This is a genomic window from Prevotella sp. MA2016, assembly GCF_000619825.1.
Lineage (GTDB): Bacteria > Bacteroidota > Bacteroidia > Bacteroidales > Bacteroidaceae > Prevotella.
The window spans coordinates 577,662-595,541 of sequence record NZ_JHUW01000006.1; the positions used below are offsets into that span (position 1 = coordinate 577,662).

Consider the following 17,880-nt stretch of genomic DNA (forward strand, 5'->3'; position numbering starts at 1 on the left):
TTAATAATTAAGAATTAAGAGAATATGAAACTCAAATATTTCATTCCGTCTCTCGTAGCCGTTGTAGCAGCTATTTTTACAAGCTGCGCTGACGATAAGGGTTCTACTTATCTTGAAGGACTCCGCGTGTCACAGTCGTATGTAGCTCTCGATGTCAATGGTGGTTCTGCTACTATCGACCTTTCGGCTAAGGGGCCTTGGCAGTTTGAGAAGGTAATTGCTGAAACTGAAAAGGATGCAGAAGGTAAAAACGTAAAAGTATATTATGAGACCCCAAAGTGGCTGAAGGTTAGTCAGCTTTCTGGTACAGAGGGTAACACTCAACTCTCATTCACTGCCGATAAGGGTGAGGGTCGCTCTTGCGAGCTGGTTATCTCATGTAATGGTGAAGAGCAGCACATCAAAGTCATCCAGGGTCTTGTAACCATCCAAACAGCTACTTGTGCAGAGGTGCTGGCTGGTCCCGACTCTAAGACCTATCAGGTTTCTGGTACAGTTACTGCCATTGCTAACACCACTTATGGTAACTGGTATCTGAACGATGGTACTGGCGAGGTTTACATCTATGGAACACTCGACTCTAAGGGCGCTACTAAGAACTTTGCAAGCTGGGGCCTCGAGGTAGGCGACCAGATTACTGTTCAGGGTCCAAAGACCACTTATAATGGTACTGTAGAGCTGGTTGACGTAACCGTTGTTAAGATCATCAAGTCGCTCATCAAGGTTGACTCTCTGACTGTTGCTGGTGAGAAGGCTGATGAGCTGCCTGTAGCTGGCGGTGAGATCACTGCCCACCTCACCTGCAAGGGTAATGGCGTGGCTGTTGAGATTCCTGCCGAGGCTAAGGATTGGCTGGGTGTTACCTCTTCTACTGTAGGTTCTAACCCAACCGTAACCTTATATGCTAAGGCTAACGAGGGTGGCGACCGCGAGGCTACTGTTACCTTCATCACCACCGATGGTACTAAGGAGTACACCTCTCAGGCTACTATCAAGCAGAAGGGTGCTATCGTTGAGTGCAATGTGGCTCAGTTCCTTGCTGCTCCTGTTAGCAACTCACAGTATCGCGTTACTGGTGTAATCCAGAGCGTAGCCAATGCATCTTATGGTAATATCTACATTAAGGACTTCTCTGGCGAGGCTTATGTATATGGTATCGGTGCTAAGGGCGACTTCCAGGCTAAGGGTCTGAAGGTTGGCGACATCGTTACACTCGTAGGTAAGCGCGGTGAGTATAAGGGTACTGCCCAGATGACTGGCGCACAGCTCGAGAAGGTGATTCCTGTAACAGAGGTAACCATCGCTGAGTTCCTGTCTAAGCCCGATGATAAGAACACTTACTATATGGTTAAGGGTACTATCAGCTCACTGAAGGGTAGCAATGGTAAGGATAACGACTACGGTAACCTCTACCTCACCGATGGCACTAACGAACTCTACGTTTACGGTTGCTACGCTGGTTGGGGTGCTACTGGTAACGATCGCAAGTTCTTCATTGCCGACAACAACATTAAGGTTGGTGACGAGTTGACTATGATTGGTTATAAGGATACTTACAACGGACTCGTTGAGCTCTGTGGTGGTATCAACTTTGGCTTTAAGCACGCTGAATAATACATTCGCATAATGATATTTGCTCCCGATGCCTCATGATGGCATTGGGAGCTTTTTTCCTAAAAGAGCATAAATTATGAAGAAAACTTTACTCGCTGTTTTCTCTTTCCTGGTGGCGCTTCATGCTGTGGCGCAGGCTCCTGCTGGCACTGGTACCTACTATCAGGCTGCCGACGGCAAGAAGGCTGCAGAACTCAAGTCTGCCCTGTTCGCTATCATCAGCCCCCACACCATCCAGACTTACACCTATGGTGTATGGGATGCGATAGAGTCCTACGACTTGCGCGAGGATGGTAAGATTTGGGAAATCTACTCTGGCATCTCAAACTTCACCCCTAAGACAGATCGTGATAAGGGCGACGATGTGGAGGAAGGCAAGAAGTATAATCGTGAGCATGCAATGCCTAAGAGCTGGTTTAACGAAGCTACTCAGGATAATTTTACTAACAAAGTATATCCTATGTATACTGACCTTCACCATCTGTTCCCAACAGACCGATTGATTAACACAATGAGGTCTAACTATCCCTATGGCGAGGTTGGCGATAATATCACCAAACAGTCAGAAGGTGGTTTCTCAAAATTTGGCCGTTGTAAAGACGACTTAGGTTACAAGGTATCAGGTCAGAATGGACGTGTGTTCGAACCTAATGATGAGTATAAAGGCGACTTGGCACGTGTTTATTTTTATATGGCCACAGCCTACGAGTCGTATAAGAATGAGAAAGGCGTTACTCGCAGTCCTAAGGACTGGAAGAGCGATATGCTCACATCCGACGTTTATCCCTTCTTTACTGATTGGGCTCTGAAGATGCTGCTCCGCTGGGCTGCCAACGACCCTGTGAGCGAAAAGGAAATCAAGCGCAACGAGGCCATCTACGGCATTCAGGGCAATCGTAATCCATTCGTTGACTATCCTGGTCTTGAACAGTACATCTGGGGCAGCAAGATGGATGAAGCTTTCAGCTACGACAATTATGTTCCTGTTGTATCTGGTATCAAAGAGATTACTCGACAGATACTCATCGAAAACGATGGCGCAATCTACAATCTTCGCGGTCAGCGTGTAGATGGTAAGAACCTGAAGAAGGGTATCTACATCAAGAAGAATAAGAAGATTATTGTGAAATAGTAAAGTGAAGATTCATTCCCAGATTGGGAACGTTTTGTTTCCAGATTGGGAATGAATTGTTCCCAAGGCTGGGAATATAATCTTTCTCCCTTGATAGATTTTACCTCCTTTTTGTTGTAAAATCTGAACCTTGAATTTGTTTTTTTGAATAAATACAAAAAAATCTCTCATCTCTCCATAAATCTCTCACCCAATCTCTCCGCAAGTTGAGGGATAGATGAGAGATGAGGGAGAGATAAGGGAGGGATAAAAATAATCTCTCATTGCTTGAAATACCTTTGTACAAAGGGTTTTCAAGAGATTTATGGAGAGATGAGGTAAAAAATGTTATTCTATTTTGATATTTTCTACTCAAAAGTTTGCAATCGTATAGTTTTTTTTGTATCTTTGCCGCATTAGAACAATTTAAAACCGATTGACAATGAAGAGACTACTTGTATTAGCCTTTTTAATTTTGACAATATCTATTACAGTTGTGGCTCAGGTTACAACCTCTGGTATTACGGGTGTGGTGATGGCTGATGGCGAAGAGGCTATCGGTGCTACTGTTACAGCCAAACATGTTCCCTCAGGTTCAGTCTATCGTGGTGTCACCAATTTCGAAGGTCACTATGCGCTCACGGGCCTGAAGGTGGGTGGACCTTACGAGGTGGAGATATCGTATATCGGATTCCAGACATCGCGTTTTACTGATATCCAGTTGGAACTGGGACAGAATACGGTTGTAGATGCCACCCTGAGCGAGGGCTCTGAGATGATTCAGGAGATTGTGGTGACGGCCAAAGCCAACAACACCATGCGTAGCGACCGCAGCGGCGCCGTGACCAGTCTGAATGCCGGTCAGATGGCCGACGTGCCCAATATCGGGCGCTCGATGCTGGATATCATGAAGATGACGCCACAGTCGAGTTCGGCCAGCGGTATGGCCATTGGTGGTGGTAACTACCGCCAGTCGTATGTCACCATCGATGGTGCCTCGTTCAACGACTCCTTTGGTATGGAGCCCAGTCCGCTGCCTGGTGGCGGTACACCTATCTCGCTCGAGGCTCTCGAGCAGATGACCGTTTCTGTCACTCCTTACGATGTGCGCCAGAGCGGTTTCGTAGGCGGTGGTGTCAATGCTGTTACCAAGAGTGGTACCAACACCTTCAAGGGTATGGCTTATACCTTCCTCACCAGTTCCGACCTGAAGGGTAGTAAGGTTCGTCATACCAAGCTGCCCTTGTCCAAGGGGCATAATAATACCTTCGGTTTGAGTTTCGGCGGACCGATCATCAAGGATAAACTCTTTTTCTTTGTCAACGGTGAGTACGAGCATAATGTGACGGCTGGTCCTGCTGTGCTGGCAGGCAACGGCTCAACACCTTATACCGCCACCAACCGTCGTCCGCGTTTATCTGAGTTGGAGAGCTTGACCAACTATATGAAGCAAGCCTATGGAATCACCACAGGCCCTTGGCAGGATTTCAATCTGAAGACGCCTGCCTATCGTATTCTGGCCCGTATCGACTGGAATATCAACGACAATCATAAGTTTAATGTGCGCTTCACCAAGTCGAACCGTAAGGAGTCTAATCCTCCTTCGGCATCGCGCAGTATCGGCAGTAACCGCACCTCTATCATCTATGGCGGCAACCAGAACTCGTATGGCGGTAATACCGATTATGGTATGTCGTCGCTCTCAAGCCGTTATATGACTGAGTTCCGCTTCACGTCGGTAGCTGCCGAGCTCAATAGTAAGTTCGGTAAGCTGCACAACACGCTGCGTGGCACCTATTCCTATCAGAACCAGCCACGTAGCAATGCGTATGGCGTAGATGTGCCTGTGGTAGAAATCGTGATGAGCGACGATCAGGGTCACTATCCTTACTGGGCGCTGATGGGCGACCTGTTTACCTATGGCAATGTGGCTAAGACCAAAACAACCGTGATTACCGACGAGATCAACGTCCAGTTGGGTAAGCACAATCTGTTTGGCGGTCTGCAGTACGAGAACAACTGGGCTGCCAACGGTTACGCTCAGGCAGGTGCCGGCTATTATGCCTTTGAGGCCACTCCCGCACAGGTGGCTGCCGGCGACTGGGCCAACGTGTTCACCCCCGAGCATACCCGCCTGTTTGGTATCACCTACGGCAATGGTCCAAACCACGAGCATTTTGTGGCCAAGATGACCACCCATCAGTGGTCGTTATACCTGCAGGACAACATGAGTCTCTCCGACCGCTTCCGCATGTCGCTCGGTTTGCGTTTCGAACTGCCCTCTTACCCCAGTCTGAAGGATAATTTCAACGAGGCTTATTATCAGATTAACTTTGGTGGCGAGCATTTCCGCACCGACAATGTGCCCGATGCCCGCATCTCGGTATCGCCACGCCTGGGCTTCAACTGGGATATCACAGGCAATCGCAATCTCATCCTGCGTGGTGGCTCAGGCTTGTTCATTGGTCGTCTGCCGTTCGTATGGCTCATCTCAGCAGTAGGCAACTCTGGTATGGGGCAGACCTCGTATATCGCTTCGCAAACCAAGGGCATAATACCTACCTTTACCACCAGTCAGCAGGATATGCTGCAGCAGATTGGTGCCCAGAGCAAAATATCGGTGCCCAGCAGCGCTACTATCCTGAGCGATAAGTTGCGTATGCCCAAGACATGGAAGACCTCGCTCGCACTCGATGCCCGACTGCCTGGCGATATCGACTTCACCATCGAGGGTATCTATAACCGCGATATCAACCCCGTTGTCGTGGCCAATCGCGACATCTACTGGGATGGTATCTCTACCATCGACTTAGGTCACGGCGATGTGCGCCACCGTATGTCGTACTACGATGCCAACTCGTCAGCCTACGTGCTCGAGAATGCCGGACATAAGGCCTATTACCTGTCGCTCAGCGCTCAGTTGCGCAAGAAGTTCGACTTCGGTCTCGACCTCTCGGCCAGCTATACTCTCTCTAAGGCCAAGACCTATACCGATGGAATCGGCAACCAGGTGTCTTCGGCCTATAATAACTATCGTAACTCGGTGAATGCCGTCAACGACAACGAGTTGGGCTATGCCACCTTTGTGGCTCCTAACCGCTTGTTGCTCTCGGCCAGCTATACCCTTAAGGAGTCGAAGAATGCCAGCTCGCACTTCTCGCTCATCTACGATGGTTATCAGTATGGTTTCCTCACCGAGTATGCTTTCAATCGTTACAGCTATATCTTCTCGGCCAATGTGAACAGTGATGCGTTGGCACCCGCCAACCTCATCTACGTGCCAGCTTCGCGCAAGGAGCTCGACAGTTGGAATTTTGCCGAGAGTACCTATGGCGCCAACCATCAGGTATATACCGCCGAGATGCAGCGCGACGACTTCTGGGCCTACATCCAGCAGGATGATTATCTGAAGCATCGTACAGGCAAATATGCCGAGCGTGGTGGTGCGAAGATGCCTTGGCACCATCAGATCGACTTCAAGTATCAGCATGACATGAGTCTCGATTTCGGAAAAACCAAGCACACCCTGCAGTTAGGTGTGGATATCCTGAACCTGCCCAATTTCCTTAACAAGAAATGGGGTCTTTACAAGCAGGTCACTGAGACGGCGTTGCTCTCTTACAACAAGGGGCAATACACCTATAATACGGTTAATGGCGAGCGCCATCTGCACACCTATTCCGATTTCCTCAGTCTGCAGTCCACTTATCAGATTATGTTCACTATCCGTTATCTGTTTAATTAACAAAGTTGAATCCTCGCCGAAAGGCGGGGATTTTCTCTGATTTTTTGTTAATTATCCATTTTCACTCCCCTATTCTCAATTATATTTTGTATCTTTGCAACACTAAAAAATTATCTATCATGAATTTAAAGAGGTTGCTACTAATATTATTGAGTATAATTACTTATATGGCTGCTTATCCTGATGAATTCGTGTATTCAAAATATACGGTTTTGGATGGATTAAACGACAACCATGTGCAACATATCCTTCAGTTGTCCGATGGTCGGATGGCTTTTACCACTTTGGGTAATATCAATCTTTATGATGGCTACAGGTTTCAGACGATTCATTTTAACGGTAAAGACATCGACCGATATACCTTGAGTAATTACAAGGGGGCTTATCGGGTTTATGAGAGTAAGGATCATCTACTCTGGGTTAAGAATTTCAAGCAAGTATGGTGTGCCGACCTTAAAACTAATCAATATGTCAGTCATCTTGAAGCATATTTCAGGAACGAGGGCGTTCGCGGCTCTGTGATCGACTTGTTTGTTGATTCAAGTCTGCAGATATGGTTGTTAACATCTCGTGGACTTTGGAACGGTCAGTTTGGACAGATGTTAAAGATATCCGGTCATTGGGGACAGCTCCAGGATGTAGAGTTTCATAAGGGCAAGGTATTCCTGTTTTTCAGTACAGGTCTTGTTGCTGCTTACGATGCCAAGAGTGGCCGGTTGCAATATACTTCAGATGCGTTTGGTCCTCAGGAACGGTCGTTATATACCGAGACCTCGATGATTACCAAAGGCAGCGACGGACGTATCTATCAGCTTCGTGGTAATGGTTGGACTCATACAGTATGCTTGGTTTTCGACCCTACCACGCGACGTTGGCAACAGCTGTTGAAAGTACCTTATCTGTTACATACGATGTTTGTTACCCAAGAGGGCAAGATCTATATATCGTGTGCCAAAGGTTTATGGGTGATTGATCAGCAGCAGCACAGCTATGTGCTGAAGGAGCATCTTAAGATAGACGATGGAACGACAGAGAGCGCAGTCTCAAACACAATCTATCAAGACTCTGAGGGCGGCATCTGGATTGGAACCTATAATCATGGTTTGCTTTATACTCATACTCTCCGCAACCGGATGCGTAGTGCTCCGCATCTTAGCGATCTGGGTGTGACCTACGCGTTTCCCGAAAAAAGCGATATTAAGTATTATCAGGCAAATAGAGTTACCGATACTCTTGTTGATAGTCGAGGTTGGAAGTGGATAAGTACTACGGATGGTGTCCATCTTGAAATCCCAGACAAGCCGGTCAGGCGTTTCTATATGGAAGAAGGTCTGGCTTCTGATTTTGTGCATGGTATTACCGAGGACTTCAATCATCATATCTGGCTTTCAACCAGCAGGGGCATCACTCATATACGGATTCCGGAATTCATCTTTTCGAGTTATAGCTGGGCTGATGGTGCCTTAAAAGGCGAATACTCTGATGGTAAAACAGCAACTCTACCCGATGGAAGCATCATCATGGGTGGTCTGAATGGCTGGACATTGTTTCATCCCGACAGTTTGCTAACGCCAGCCATTCCATTACGCCCAGCATTGGTGGGGCTTTCTGTGAATGGCGAGTCAGAAGAGCGTGTAACCTTCCTTAGGGAAAAAGAGTTCGATTATCAGCACAATTCTCTTTCTTTTGTTTTCTCGGCACAAAACTATGCTCAGCCCGAGCGTACGATCTATCGTTACCGTTTGCTGAATGCGAGCGACACCACGTGGAAGGTTGTAACCCCTCATAGCACGCAGGGGATTCTCAGCAACAACGGTATTTTGTCACTGTCTTTTGTTCATCTTTCTCCTGGCGACTATACACTTCAGGTTATGGCGTCATTAGATGCTGATGCCTGGCAGGGAGAGATGAGAGAAATCCATTTTGTAATCCATCATCCTTGGTGGTCCACTACATGGGCCTATCTGCTATATGTTGTTTTGATATGTGGTTTTATTGTAGGCTGCTTTGCCTTGTACAGGCATCAAATAAAGATGCGTCATAATGAGGAGATATTGTTGCTGAAGATAAAGAACCTGATAGAGCAGGTAGGACAATACGAGCGACAGACCGATGTGACCGAATCCGAATTGAAGGAAGAGCCGAAACTGAGCCCTTCCGACAATGAGTTTCTGACTCGGGCTATTAAATTGGTCGAAGAGAATATCGACCAGCCATACACGGTCGAGCAATTAAGTCACGATCTGTGTATGGAGCGTACCGGGCTCTATAAGAAATTAACGCTTTTGATGGATACCTCGCCTGTCATATTTATCCGTAATATCCGACTTCGTAAAGCTGCCGAGATGCTATTGCAAGGCGAGAAAAGCATTTCCGAAATAGCCGTTGCAACAGGTTTTGGTTCGTCCAGCTATTTCAGTAAATGCTTCCAGAAAGCGTATGGATGTAAGCCCTCAGAATATACAAATAAGACAAATGAAGAAATAAGCTGATTCATTTGTCTTATTCTTCATTTGTTTTGTTCAAATCAACATTTGTCTTGTGATAAATGCCTGATTTTCTAGTACCTTCGCACCGCCAATAAATTCTTTTTATTAAAAACATTTATGATAATTAACAATCTAAAAAAGCCATCAGGGAGTTTTGTATTGGCTCTGATGATGGGGGCTGGAATGGGTAGCATACCCTTACCAGTTTGTGCGAAGGTGATTGTCCAGCATGTTCAGCAGGTTGGGCAGGTGAAAGGTCAGGTAGTAGATGAAAATGGCGATCCCGTTATCGGTGCTACCATTCAGGTAAAGGGCACCAAGAATGGTACCGTTACTGATTTGGATGGTCGTTTTTCGATTCCAAATGCCATTGGCCAAACACTTACGGTATCGTATGTCGGCTACAAGAAGGTAGAGCTGGTGGCAAGTACAGCCTCGTTGAAGATTACGCTTGAGTCGGAGGTGTCGGCATTGAACGAGGTGATTGTCATTGGTTATGGTACACAGCGAAAGGGTGATGTCACCAGTTCTGTAGGAAGTGTAAAGAGCGAGGACTTTACTGCTGGCGCTATCAATGATGCCGGACTGCTGATTCAGGGCAAGATTGCTGGTCTTGCAGTTACTAACACCACGGGCGACCCAACGGGAGGAACCCAGATATCACTTCGTGGTAATACTACTATTCTGGGTGCATCAACCAATCCGCTGATTCTTGTTGATGGTGTTCCGGGCGATTTTGGCACAGTAGCGCCCGAGGATATCGAAAGTATCGATGTGCTGAAGGATGGTTCTGCAGCAGCTATCTATGGCTCGCGCGGAACAAATGGTGTGGTAATGATAACCACCAAGAAGTCGAAAGGTGACAATATCAATGAAGTGCAGTACAGCGGTTATCTCAGTACCTCAACCATTGCCAAGCGGTTGGATTTTTGTAATGCTGCCGACTATCGCCAGCAAATCCAGGATGGCTTGCGCGATGCTTCTTGGGATCTTGGTCACGACACCGATTGGGTAGGCGAGATGCTGCGCACCCCGCTTAGTCATGTGCATAACCTTTCTTATAAAGGTGGAAGCAGTAAAACGAACTACATTTTCAATATAAACTATAGAAACCTGCAGGGTATTTTTAAGCGTTCTGACAAGCAGGAGTTCCAAGGTCGTGCCGAGATTAATCACAGCATGTTCGACGACAAACTGCGATTTAATTTCCAGTTGATAGCCAACAAGATTGATTATACCTCTACTGGTGATGGTGGTAGTTTCAATACCTACAGCTATCGTCAGGCGCTGATTCACAATCCTACGGAACCCGTCAAGAATGATGATGGTACATGGCGCGAGAATACCGGAATTTTCAATTACGACAACCCTATTGCTCGTATCTATGAGTGTGATGGCAATCAGGATATCTCGTTATTCCGTGTAAGTTCCAATATTACCTATAATCCTATCAAGGCGCTCACTTTGAAGGCCCTGCTTTCTTACGACAAGCGCAACCAGAATGGTGGTTATTATGAAACCAAACAGCATATCTCTACTATCCGCGATGGTCGTAACGGCTATGCTTCAACAGGTTCGTCGGATAATATGACTAAGCTGTTAGAACTCACGGCGCAGTTCCATCATACATTTGGTGCGCACACTGTTCAAGCTCTTGTGGGCTACAGTTATCAGGGAAACCGCTATACCAACCAGTATGAGCAGAATTACGATTTCCCAACCGACCTTTATAGCTATCATAACATTGGTCAGGGACAGGCTTTGAAAGAGGGGCTTGCCACCATGTACAGCTATATGCTCGATACCAACCTGATTGGCTTTTTTGGCCGTCTGAACTATAACTATAAGGACCGTTATCTGTTAATGGCCAGTATCCGTCACGAGGCTGCCAGCCAGTTAGCAGGTACCGATAAGCCTTGGGGAACTTTCCCATCCCTATCTCTAGGATGGCGTATCACCGAAGAACCGTTTATGCAGCACCAGCAGATGTTCAACGATATCAAACTGCGTGCCGGTTATGGTGTAACGGGCTCACAACCCAGCCAGTCGTTCCTTGGTAAATCAATGCTTGGCTATGGCGACTACTATCTCTATAACGGCAAGTGGATTCGTGCCCTGCAACCTACTCAGAATGCCAATCCCAGTCTGAGATGGGAGGAGAAGCATGAGTTTGATGTCGGTCTTGATTTTAGTGTTCTCAACTATCGTGTCAATGCAAGTATCGACTGGTACTATCGCCTGATTAAAGGTCTGCTTTACGACTATTCCGTACCCTCTCCTCCCAATCTTTATACACGAACACGTGCTAATGTCGGTGAGATGAGTAATACCGGTATTGAGGTGATGGTTAACGCTATTCCCGTAAAGACTAAAAACTTTGAGTGGAACACCACCGTTACCTTCTCAACCAATACCAATAAACTGAAGAGTCTGTCGAATGATCTGTATCAGGCCTCTACCGACTACTTTATGACAGGTTGGATACAAGAGCCTATCAAGACCGAGTCGCACATTGTACGCGTAGGTCAGTCGGTAGGAGATATATATGGCTTTAAGGTTGTAGATGTTGACAACGACGGCAAATGGATTTATGAAGACCGAGATGGTAATTTGGTTGGCTATGATGATTTCCAGCACTCGTTCGAGGATAAGAAGGTGATTGGAAACGGTCTGCCCTCATGGTATTTAGGTTTCAACAACCAGTTTAAGATTAAGAATTGGGATTTGGCTGTGAATATGCGTGGTGCCTTTGGATTCCAGATTATCAATTCAGCGCGCGCTTTCTACGAGAACCGCAGCCGTCAGGACTGGAATCGCCTGCGTTCGGCCTACGATAAGGTGTTCGGCAAAGCGGTGCTCAACAGCCTCTGTTCCGAGGAGTTTAATAGCTACTATGTCGAGGATGGCGACTACTGGAAGATCGACAATATCACAGTAGGCTACAATTTCCATCGTATTGGTAAGTACATTAAGGCACTTCGTCTATACGGTTCGGTTAATAATGCTCTGACCATCACAGGTTATAAAGGAACAGATCCTGAAGTATCTGTAGCCGGACTGAATCCTGGCTACGACGATCGCGACCAGTATCCGCACGTGCGCTCATTTACTTTAGGTTTGAATGTCACATTTTAATTAAGAACATAGGATTATGAAAAGTAAGATATATATAGGTATGCTGACCGCAGCCCTTTCGTTAACGGCGGTCTCTTGTACAGAATTGGAGGATACAAGCTATAATAGCATTATTGCAGATGGTTTTCAGCCAACAAACGAGGATGTCGGTTCTCTTTTAGCATCGGCTTATGTGTCATGGCGTAAAACCTTCCTGTTGTGGAATGGTGTGGCTCGTGCCGAGATGTTATGCACCGATGAGGATATTATTCCTGCCCGCCCCAACGGATGGGTTGATGGTGGCGTCTATAAACGCATGCATCAGCATAAATGGACCAGCGAGGATGATATTCCCTTGCAGTCGTGGGTGCGTACCTACGATGGCATCAATGCCTGCAACCGAGTGCTCTTCCAGATCGAGTCGGGCCAGATCGACCTTGGCGAACGCCAGGCATCTGTCATTTCCGAGTTGAAGGTTCTACGCGCTTCTTATTACTATTTGCTTGACGATTTGTTTGGCAATGTACCTATTATCACACAGTTCGATGTGCCCGAGGGCTACCTGCCCGAGCAGAGCAGTCGTAAGGAGGTTTACGAGTTTATTATCAAGGAACTGACCGAGAATATTCCGAACCTGAGCGAAGAAGTCAATACCGAGTATTATGGTCGATTCAACAAGTGGGCAGGCTATACCTTACTGGCCAAGATGTACCTTAACTCTGAGGTGTTCTCGGCAGGAGCGTATCATGACTACGACAAATGTATCGAGGCCTGTAATCAGGTGCTGAACTGTGGTAAATATCAGTTAGAGTCCGAGCACGCCAATGTGTTCGTCACTCATAACGAGAACTCTAAGGAAATTATTTTCTCGCTTCCTTTCGACGAGACCTACGTGACCGATTGGAACGGTTTTGATTATCATATGTATTCGCTCCAGCCTGAGAATCAGGCCACCTTTAACTTTAAGGAAACTCCTTGGGGTGGTGCATGTGTCATCCCTCAGTATATCGATACCTTTGATCCCGACGATGAGCGCTTGAAGGACGACTTTATTTCTGGTCCTCAGTATGATATGTCGGGCAACCCGCTGAAGTGCACGATGGGCGATTTGGTTGGCGAACCTCTTGTTTATGTCAACGAGGTAACCAGCATCGACGCCTCACAGGAAAATCATGGTTATCGTTGGGGAAAGTTCGAGTATGCCCCAGGCATCACCAATCGCCTGAGCAATGATTTCCCGATTCTTCGCTATGCCGATGTCTATCTGATGAAAGCTGAGGCTTTGTTGCGAACCGGAAAGGCCGACGAGGCTGCTGCCCTTGTGACGATAGTGCGTGAGCGTAATTTTACCGCACATCCCGAGAAAGCTGCCGTAACAGGCGATGCCTTGCTCAAGAACAGCTGCTATGATTATGGCCGCAGAGATAATATCTCAGTAACGCATGACCAGGCTGAAATCAAGTATGGCCGCATGCTCGATGAGCTTGGCTGGGAATTCTCGCAGGAGGGGCGCCGTCGTCAAGATATGATCCGTTTCGGGGTGTTCACTACGCGTTCTTGGTTCTCGCATGATGCCAGTGATGAAACAAAGAATCTCTATCCCATCCCCAATAGTCAGATCCTGACCAATGGAAAGTTGAAACAGAATCCAGGATATTAAGAAGATATGAAACAACGAACAAGCATTTTGGCAGTACTGCTTTGTATGGCTGCTACTGCAGTTAACGCCGAACCAGTCGAGGTTCAGGCAGGTCCGACTCATGTAAGGCTGGAATTTTACACTCCTCAAACGGTACGTGTCACCAAGGCACCCGTAGGTCATCAGTATGAGAGTCATAGTTTGGTGGTGATAGCCAAGCCCGAAGAGGTGAAGGTTACGCGTAGTGGAAACACCGTGAGCAGCAGTGTGCTCACAGTGAAAATTGACCCGAAGACAGGTGCGTTAACATTCCTGGCAAAGGGTAAAGTACTGCTGCGTGAGAAAGGTGCTCCACAGTTCGAGGCCCGCACAACAGGCCCCGATGCAGGCAAATACCGTGTCACCCAAACATTCTCGCTCGACCGTCATGAGGCTATCTACGGTTTGGGTACCTTCCAGAATGGCAAGATGAACCGTCGTGGCGAGCATAAACTGATGGAACAGTCAAATCTCGAGGATTTCCAAAATGTGCTGCAGTCCATCAAAGGATGGGGCATCTACTGGGACAACTATTCTCGAACTCAGTTCGACGATGATGCCGTGAAGGGCATGTCGTTCTCGTCCGAAGTTGGTGATTGTGAGGATTATTACATGATGTATGGTGGCTCTGCCGACGGTGTTATTGCTCAGATACGTCATCTTTCGGGTGATGTGCCTATGTTCCCATTGTGGACCTATGGTTTCTGGCAGTGCAAGGAGCGCTATAAGAGTGCTGCTGAGGTGCTTGGCGTTGTTGACAAATACCGTAAACTGCAAGTACCTATCGATGGTATCATTCAAGACTGGCAGTACTGGGGCTCAAACTATCTCTGGAACGCGATGGACTTTCTTAACGAAGAGTATGCCAATGGCGATCAGATGATCAACCAGATACATCAGAAGCATGCTCATTTTATGATTTCGATCTGGGCTAGCTTCGGCCCTAAAACTCAGGCTTACCATCAGCTCAACGAGAAGAATTTGCTGTTCGACTTTGAGACATGGCCCCAGAGCGGACTGCCTTTCTGGCCTCCACGTATGGAGTATCCGTCGGGCGTGCGTGTCTATGATGCTTTCTCTCCCGAGGCTCGCGACATCTATTGGCAGAACCTGAAGCGATTGTTCGATAAGGGTACGGATGCCTGGTGGATGGATTCTACCGACCCGGATTTTTTTAATCCTCAGGATTATCACTACGATCATAAGGCCGGCCCGAATGGCACCTGGCGCTCCCTCCGCAATGCCTTTCCGTTAGAAACGGTGCGTGGCGTGTACCAGTCGCAGCGAAAGGAGTCCGACCAGAAGCGTGTTTTCATCATGACGCGTTCTGCCTTTGCCGGTCAGCAGCATTACGGTTCAGGTTTGTGGAGTGGCGATGTGACGTCGTCGTGGGATATGCTGCGAAAGCAGGTTCCCGCCGGCTTGAGCTATTCGCTTACAGGCTGTCCTAACTTCAATACCGATATTGGCGGCTTCTTCTGTGGCTCGTATAATACCAAAGGTCCTAACTCGGCTCCAACAAATCCACAGTATCAGGAGTTGTATGTGCGCTGGATGCAGTACGCCTTGTTCTGCCCCGTGTTCCGCAGTCATGGTGCTGATGCACCTCGTGAGATTTGGCAGTTTGGAAAGAAGGGTGAGATGGTCTATGACATCATAGAAAAGCTCATTCGTTTCCGCTATCGGCTGATTCCTTATCTCTATAGCACTGCATGGCAGGTTACTCGCAATAATGACAGTTATTTGCGTCCTTTGTTCAGTGATTTTGCTTATGACAAGAAAGTGTGGAACATGACCGATGAGTTTATGTTCGGGCATAGTATTTTGGCAGCGCCAATCCTCGAAGCTCAATATACGCAGGAGCAGATTATCCGTGAGGACGCCATGACTGGTTGGGATAAAAAGACTATAAAGGCGGAAAATGGTGACTCTGTTGTTGACTGGAGTGATCATAAAATTGCTACGAAATACTTGCCAAAGGGAACCACTTGGTATGATTTCTGGACGGGCAAAAGCTATCGTGGTGGACAGATGATTACTATCCAGACCTCTCTAAGTCATATCCCGATGTTTGTACGTGCTGGCAGTATTTTGCCTCTCGGACCGGAGATGCAATATGTCAGTGAGAAAAAATGGGACAATCTGGAAATTCGTCTTTACCCAGGTGCTGATGGTGACTTTACGCTTTATGAAGACGAAGGCGATAATTATAATTATGAGCAAGGCATCTATTCCGTCATCGCATTTCATTGGAACGACCGCACTCATACCCTTTCCATCGGCGACCGTCAAGGTCAGTTTCCAGGAATGCTCACTGTCCGCAAGTTTACAGTTGTGCTCCCCGATGGTACATCCCGAACCGTCGATTATAGCGGACAAGAAATAATGATTAAACTGATTTAACTTTATTAAAAGCATTGAATCCTCGCCGAAAGGCGGGGATTTTCTCTGATTTTTTGTTAATTATCCATTTTCGATTATCAATTATCAATTAATTTGTGTAACTTTGCAGCCAAATACTTTAAAAGGTACAAGAGTAAAAAAGTAAAAAGGTAAAAAAGTAAAAAAAATAAAATAATCAAAAGAGATGGCACAAGAAGATGTATTTAAGAAAATCGTAAGCCACTGCAAGGAGTATGGTTTTGTATTCCCCTCAAGTGAGATTTACGATGGTTTAGGAGCCGTTTATGATTACGGTCAGAACGGTGTTGAGTTGAAGAATAACATTAAGCAGTATTGGTGGAAGGCTATGACGATGCTTCACGAGAATATCGTTGGTATCGACAGTGCCATCTTTATGCACCCCACAATTTGGAAGGCATCTGGTCACGTTGATGCTTTCAATGATCCCCTGATTGACAACCGCGACTCTAAGAAGCGCTATCGCGCCGACGTGCTCATCGAGGATCAGATTGCCAAGTACGACGAGAAGATTCAGAAGGAGGTAGAGAAGGCCCGTAAGCGTTTTGGCGACAGCTTCGACGAGGCTAAATATATGGAGACCAGCGAGCGCGTGAAGGAGACCAAGGAGAAGCGCGACAACCTGCACGCCCGCTATGCCGAGGCTATGCAGGGTCCAGATCTCGAGGCTCTGAAGCAGATTATCCTCGACGAGGAGATTGTTGACCCCATCAGCGGTACCAAGAACTGGACTGACGTGCGTCAGTTCAACCTGATGTTCGCTACCGAGATGGGTGCCAGCGCCGATGCTTCGATGAAGGTTTACCTGCGTCCTGAGACTGCTCAGGGTATCTTCGTGAACTACCTGAACGTACAGAAGACTGGTCGTATGAAGATTCCTTTCGGTATCGCTCAGATTGGTAAGGCTTTCCGTAATGAGATTGTAGCCCGTCAGTTCATCTTCCGTATGCGTGAGTTCGAACAGATGGAGATGCAGTTCTTCGTAGCTCCAGGTACCGAGCTCGAGTGGTTCCCCAAGTGGAAGCAGCAGCGTATGGCTTGGCACCAGGCCCTGGGCTTCGGTGCAGAGAACTACCGTTTCCACGACCACGACAAGTTGGCTCACTATGCTAATGCTGCTACCGATATTGAGTTCAAGATGCCATTCGGCTTCAAGGAGGTAGAGGGTATCCACTCTCGTACCAACTTCGACCTGTCGCAGCACGAGAAGTTCTCTGGTAAGAGCATCAAGTACTTCGATCCTCAGACCAACGAGAGCTATACTCCATATGTGATTGAGACCTCTATTGGTGTGGATCGTATGTTCCTGAGCATCATGTGTCACGCCTTCGAGGAGGAGAAGCTGGAGAACGGCGAGACACGTACCGTACTCAAGTTGCCCGCAGCCCTTGCTCCTGTTAAGTGCGCTGTGATGCCTCTGGTTAAGAAGGATGGTCTGCCCGAGAAGGCTCGCGAGATTATCGATCAGCTGAAGTTCCACTTCAACTGCCAGTATGATGAGAAGGATTCTATCGGTAAGCGTTACCGTCGTCAGGATGCCATTGGTACTCCTTACTGCGTAACCGTGGATCACGACACCCTCACCGATGGTAAGGTAACCCTGCGCTTCCGCGACACTATGGAGCAGGAGCGTGTAAACATCAGCGATCTTAACTCAATCATCGAGGATAAGGTAAGCATCGCATCATTACTGAAGAAACTCCAGTAA

General features: G+C 47.3%; 8 protein-coding genes. All 8 read left to right on the forward strand.

What is annotated here, in order from left to right; genetic code table 11:
• Positions 1-24 precede the first annotated feature (24 nt).
• The 8 genes from T360_RS0102160 (at position 25) to T360_RS0102200 (ending at position 17,880) form a co-directional block, all read left to right on the forward strand.
• Positions 25-1,614, forward strand: a complete 1,590-nt coding sequence (locus T360_RS0102160) for a BACON domain-containing protein (RefSeq protein WP_028911336.1) — start codon at positions 25-27, stop codon at positions 1,612-1,614.
• Between the two features lie 76 nt (positions 1,615-1,690).
• A complete protein-coding gene (locus tag T360_RS14420) occupies positions 1,691-2,746 on the forward strand; it encodes an endonuclease (RefSeq protein WP_051523290.1) in 1,056 nt (351 codons plus the stop codon).
• A gap of 421 nt (positions 2,747-3,167) precedes the next feature.
• A complete protein-coding gene (locus tag T360_RS0102175) occupies positions 3,168-6,470 on the forward strand; it encodes a carboxypeptidase regulatory-like domain-containing protein (RefSeq protein ID WP_036928492.1) in 3,303 nt (1,100 codons plus the stop codon).
• A gap of 149 nt (positions 6,471-6,619) precedes the next feature.
• On the forward strand, positions 6,620-8,962 hold the full coding sequence (locus T360_RS0102180) for a helix-turn-helix domain-containing protein (protein ID WP_197019250.1): 2,343 nt from the start codon (positions 6,620-6,622) through the stop codon (positions 8,960-8,962).
• Positions 8,963-9,076: 114 nt separating this feature from the next.
• Positions 9,077-12,094, forward strand: coding sequence for a TonB-dependent receptor (locus tag T360_RS0102185; RefSeq protein WP_081772653.1), 3,018 nt, complete (start codon positions 9,077-9,079; stop codon positions 12,092-12,094).
• 16 nt (positions 12,095-12,110) lie between these two features.
• Positions 12,111-13,733 carry a RagB/SusD family nutrient uptake outer membrane protein gene (locus T360_RS0102190; protein WP_028911340.1) on the forward strand — a complete coding sequence of 541 codons (1,623 nt, stop codon included), beginning with the start codon at positions 12,111-12,113 and terminating at the stop codon, positions 13,731-13,733.
• A 6-nt stretch (positions 13,734-13,739) separates the two neighbouring features.
• Positions 13,740-16,154: a TIM-barrel domain-containing protein gene (locus T360_RS0102195; protein ID WP_028911341.1), complete on the forward strand. Its 2,415-nt coding sequence runs from the start codon at positions 13,740-13,742 to the stop codon at positions 16,152-16,154.
• Between the two features lie 184 nt (positions 16,155-16,338).
• Positions 16,339-17,880, forward strand: a complete 1,542-nt coding sequence (locus T360_RS0102200; protein ID WP_028911342.1) for a glycine--tRNA ligase — start codon at positions 16,339-16,341, stop codon at positions 17,878-17,880.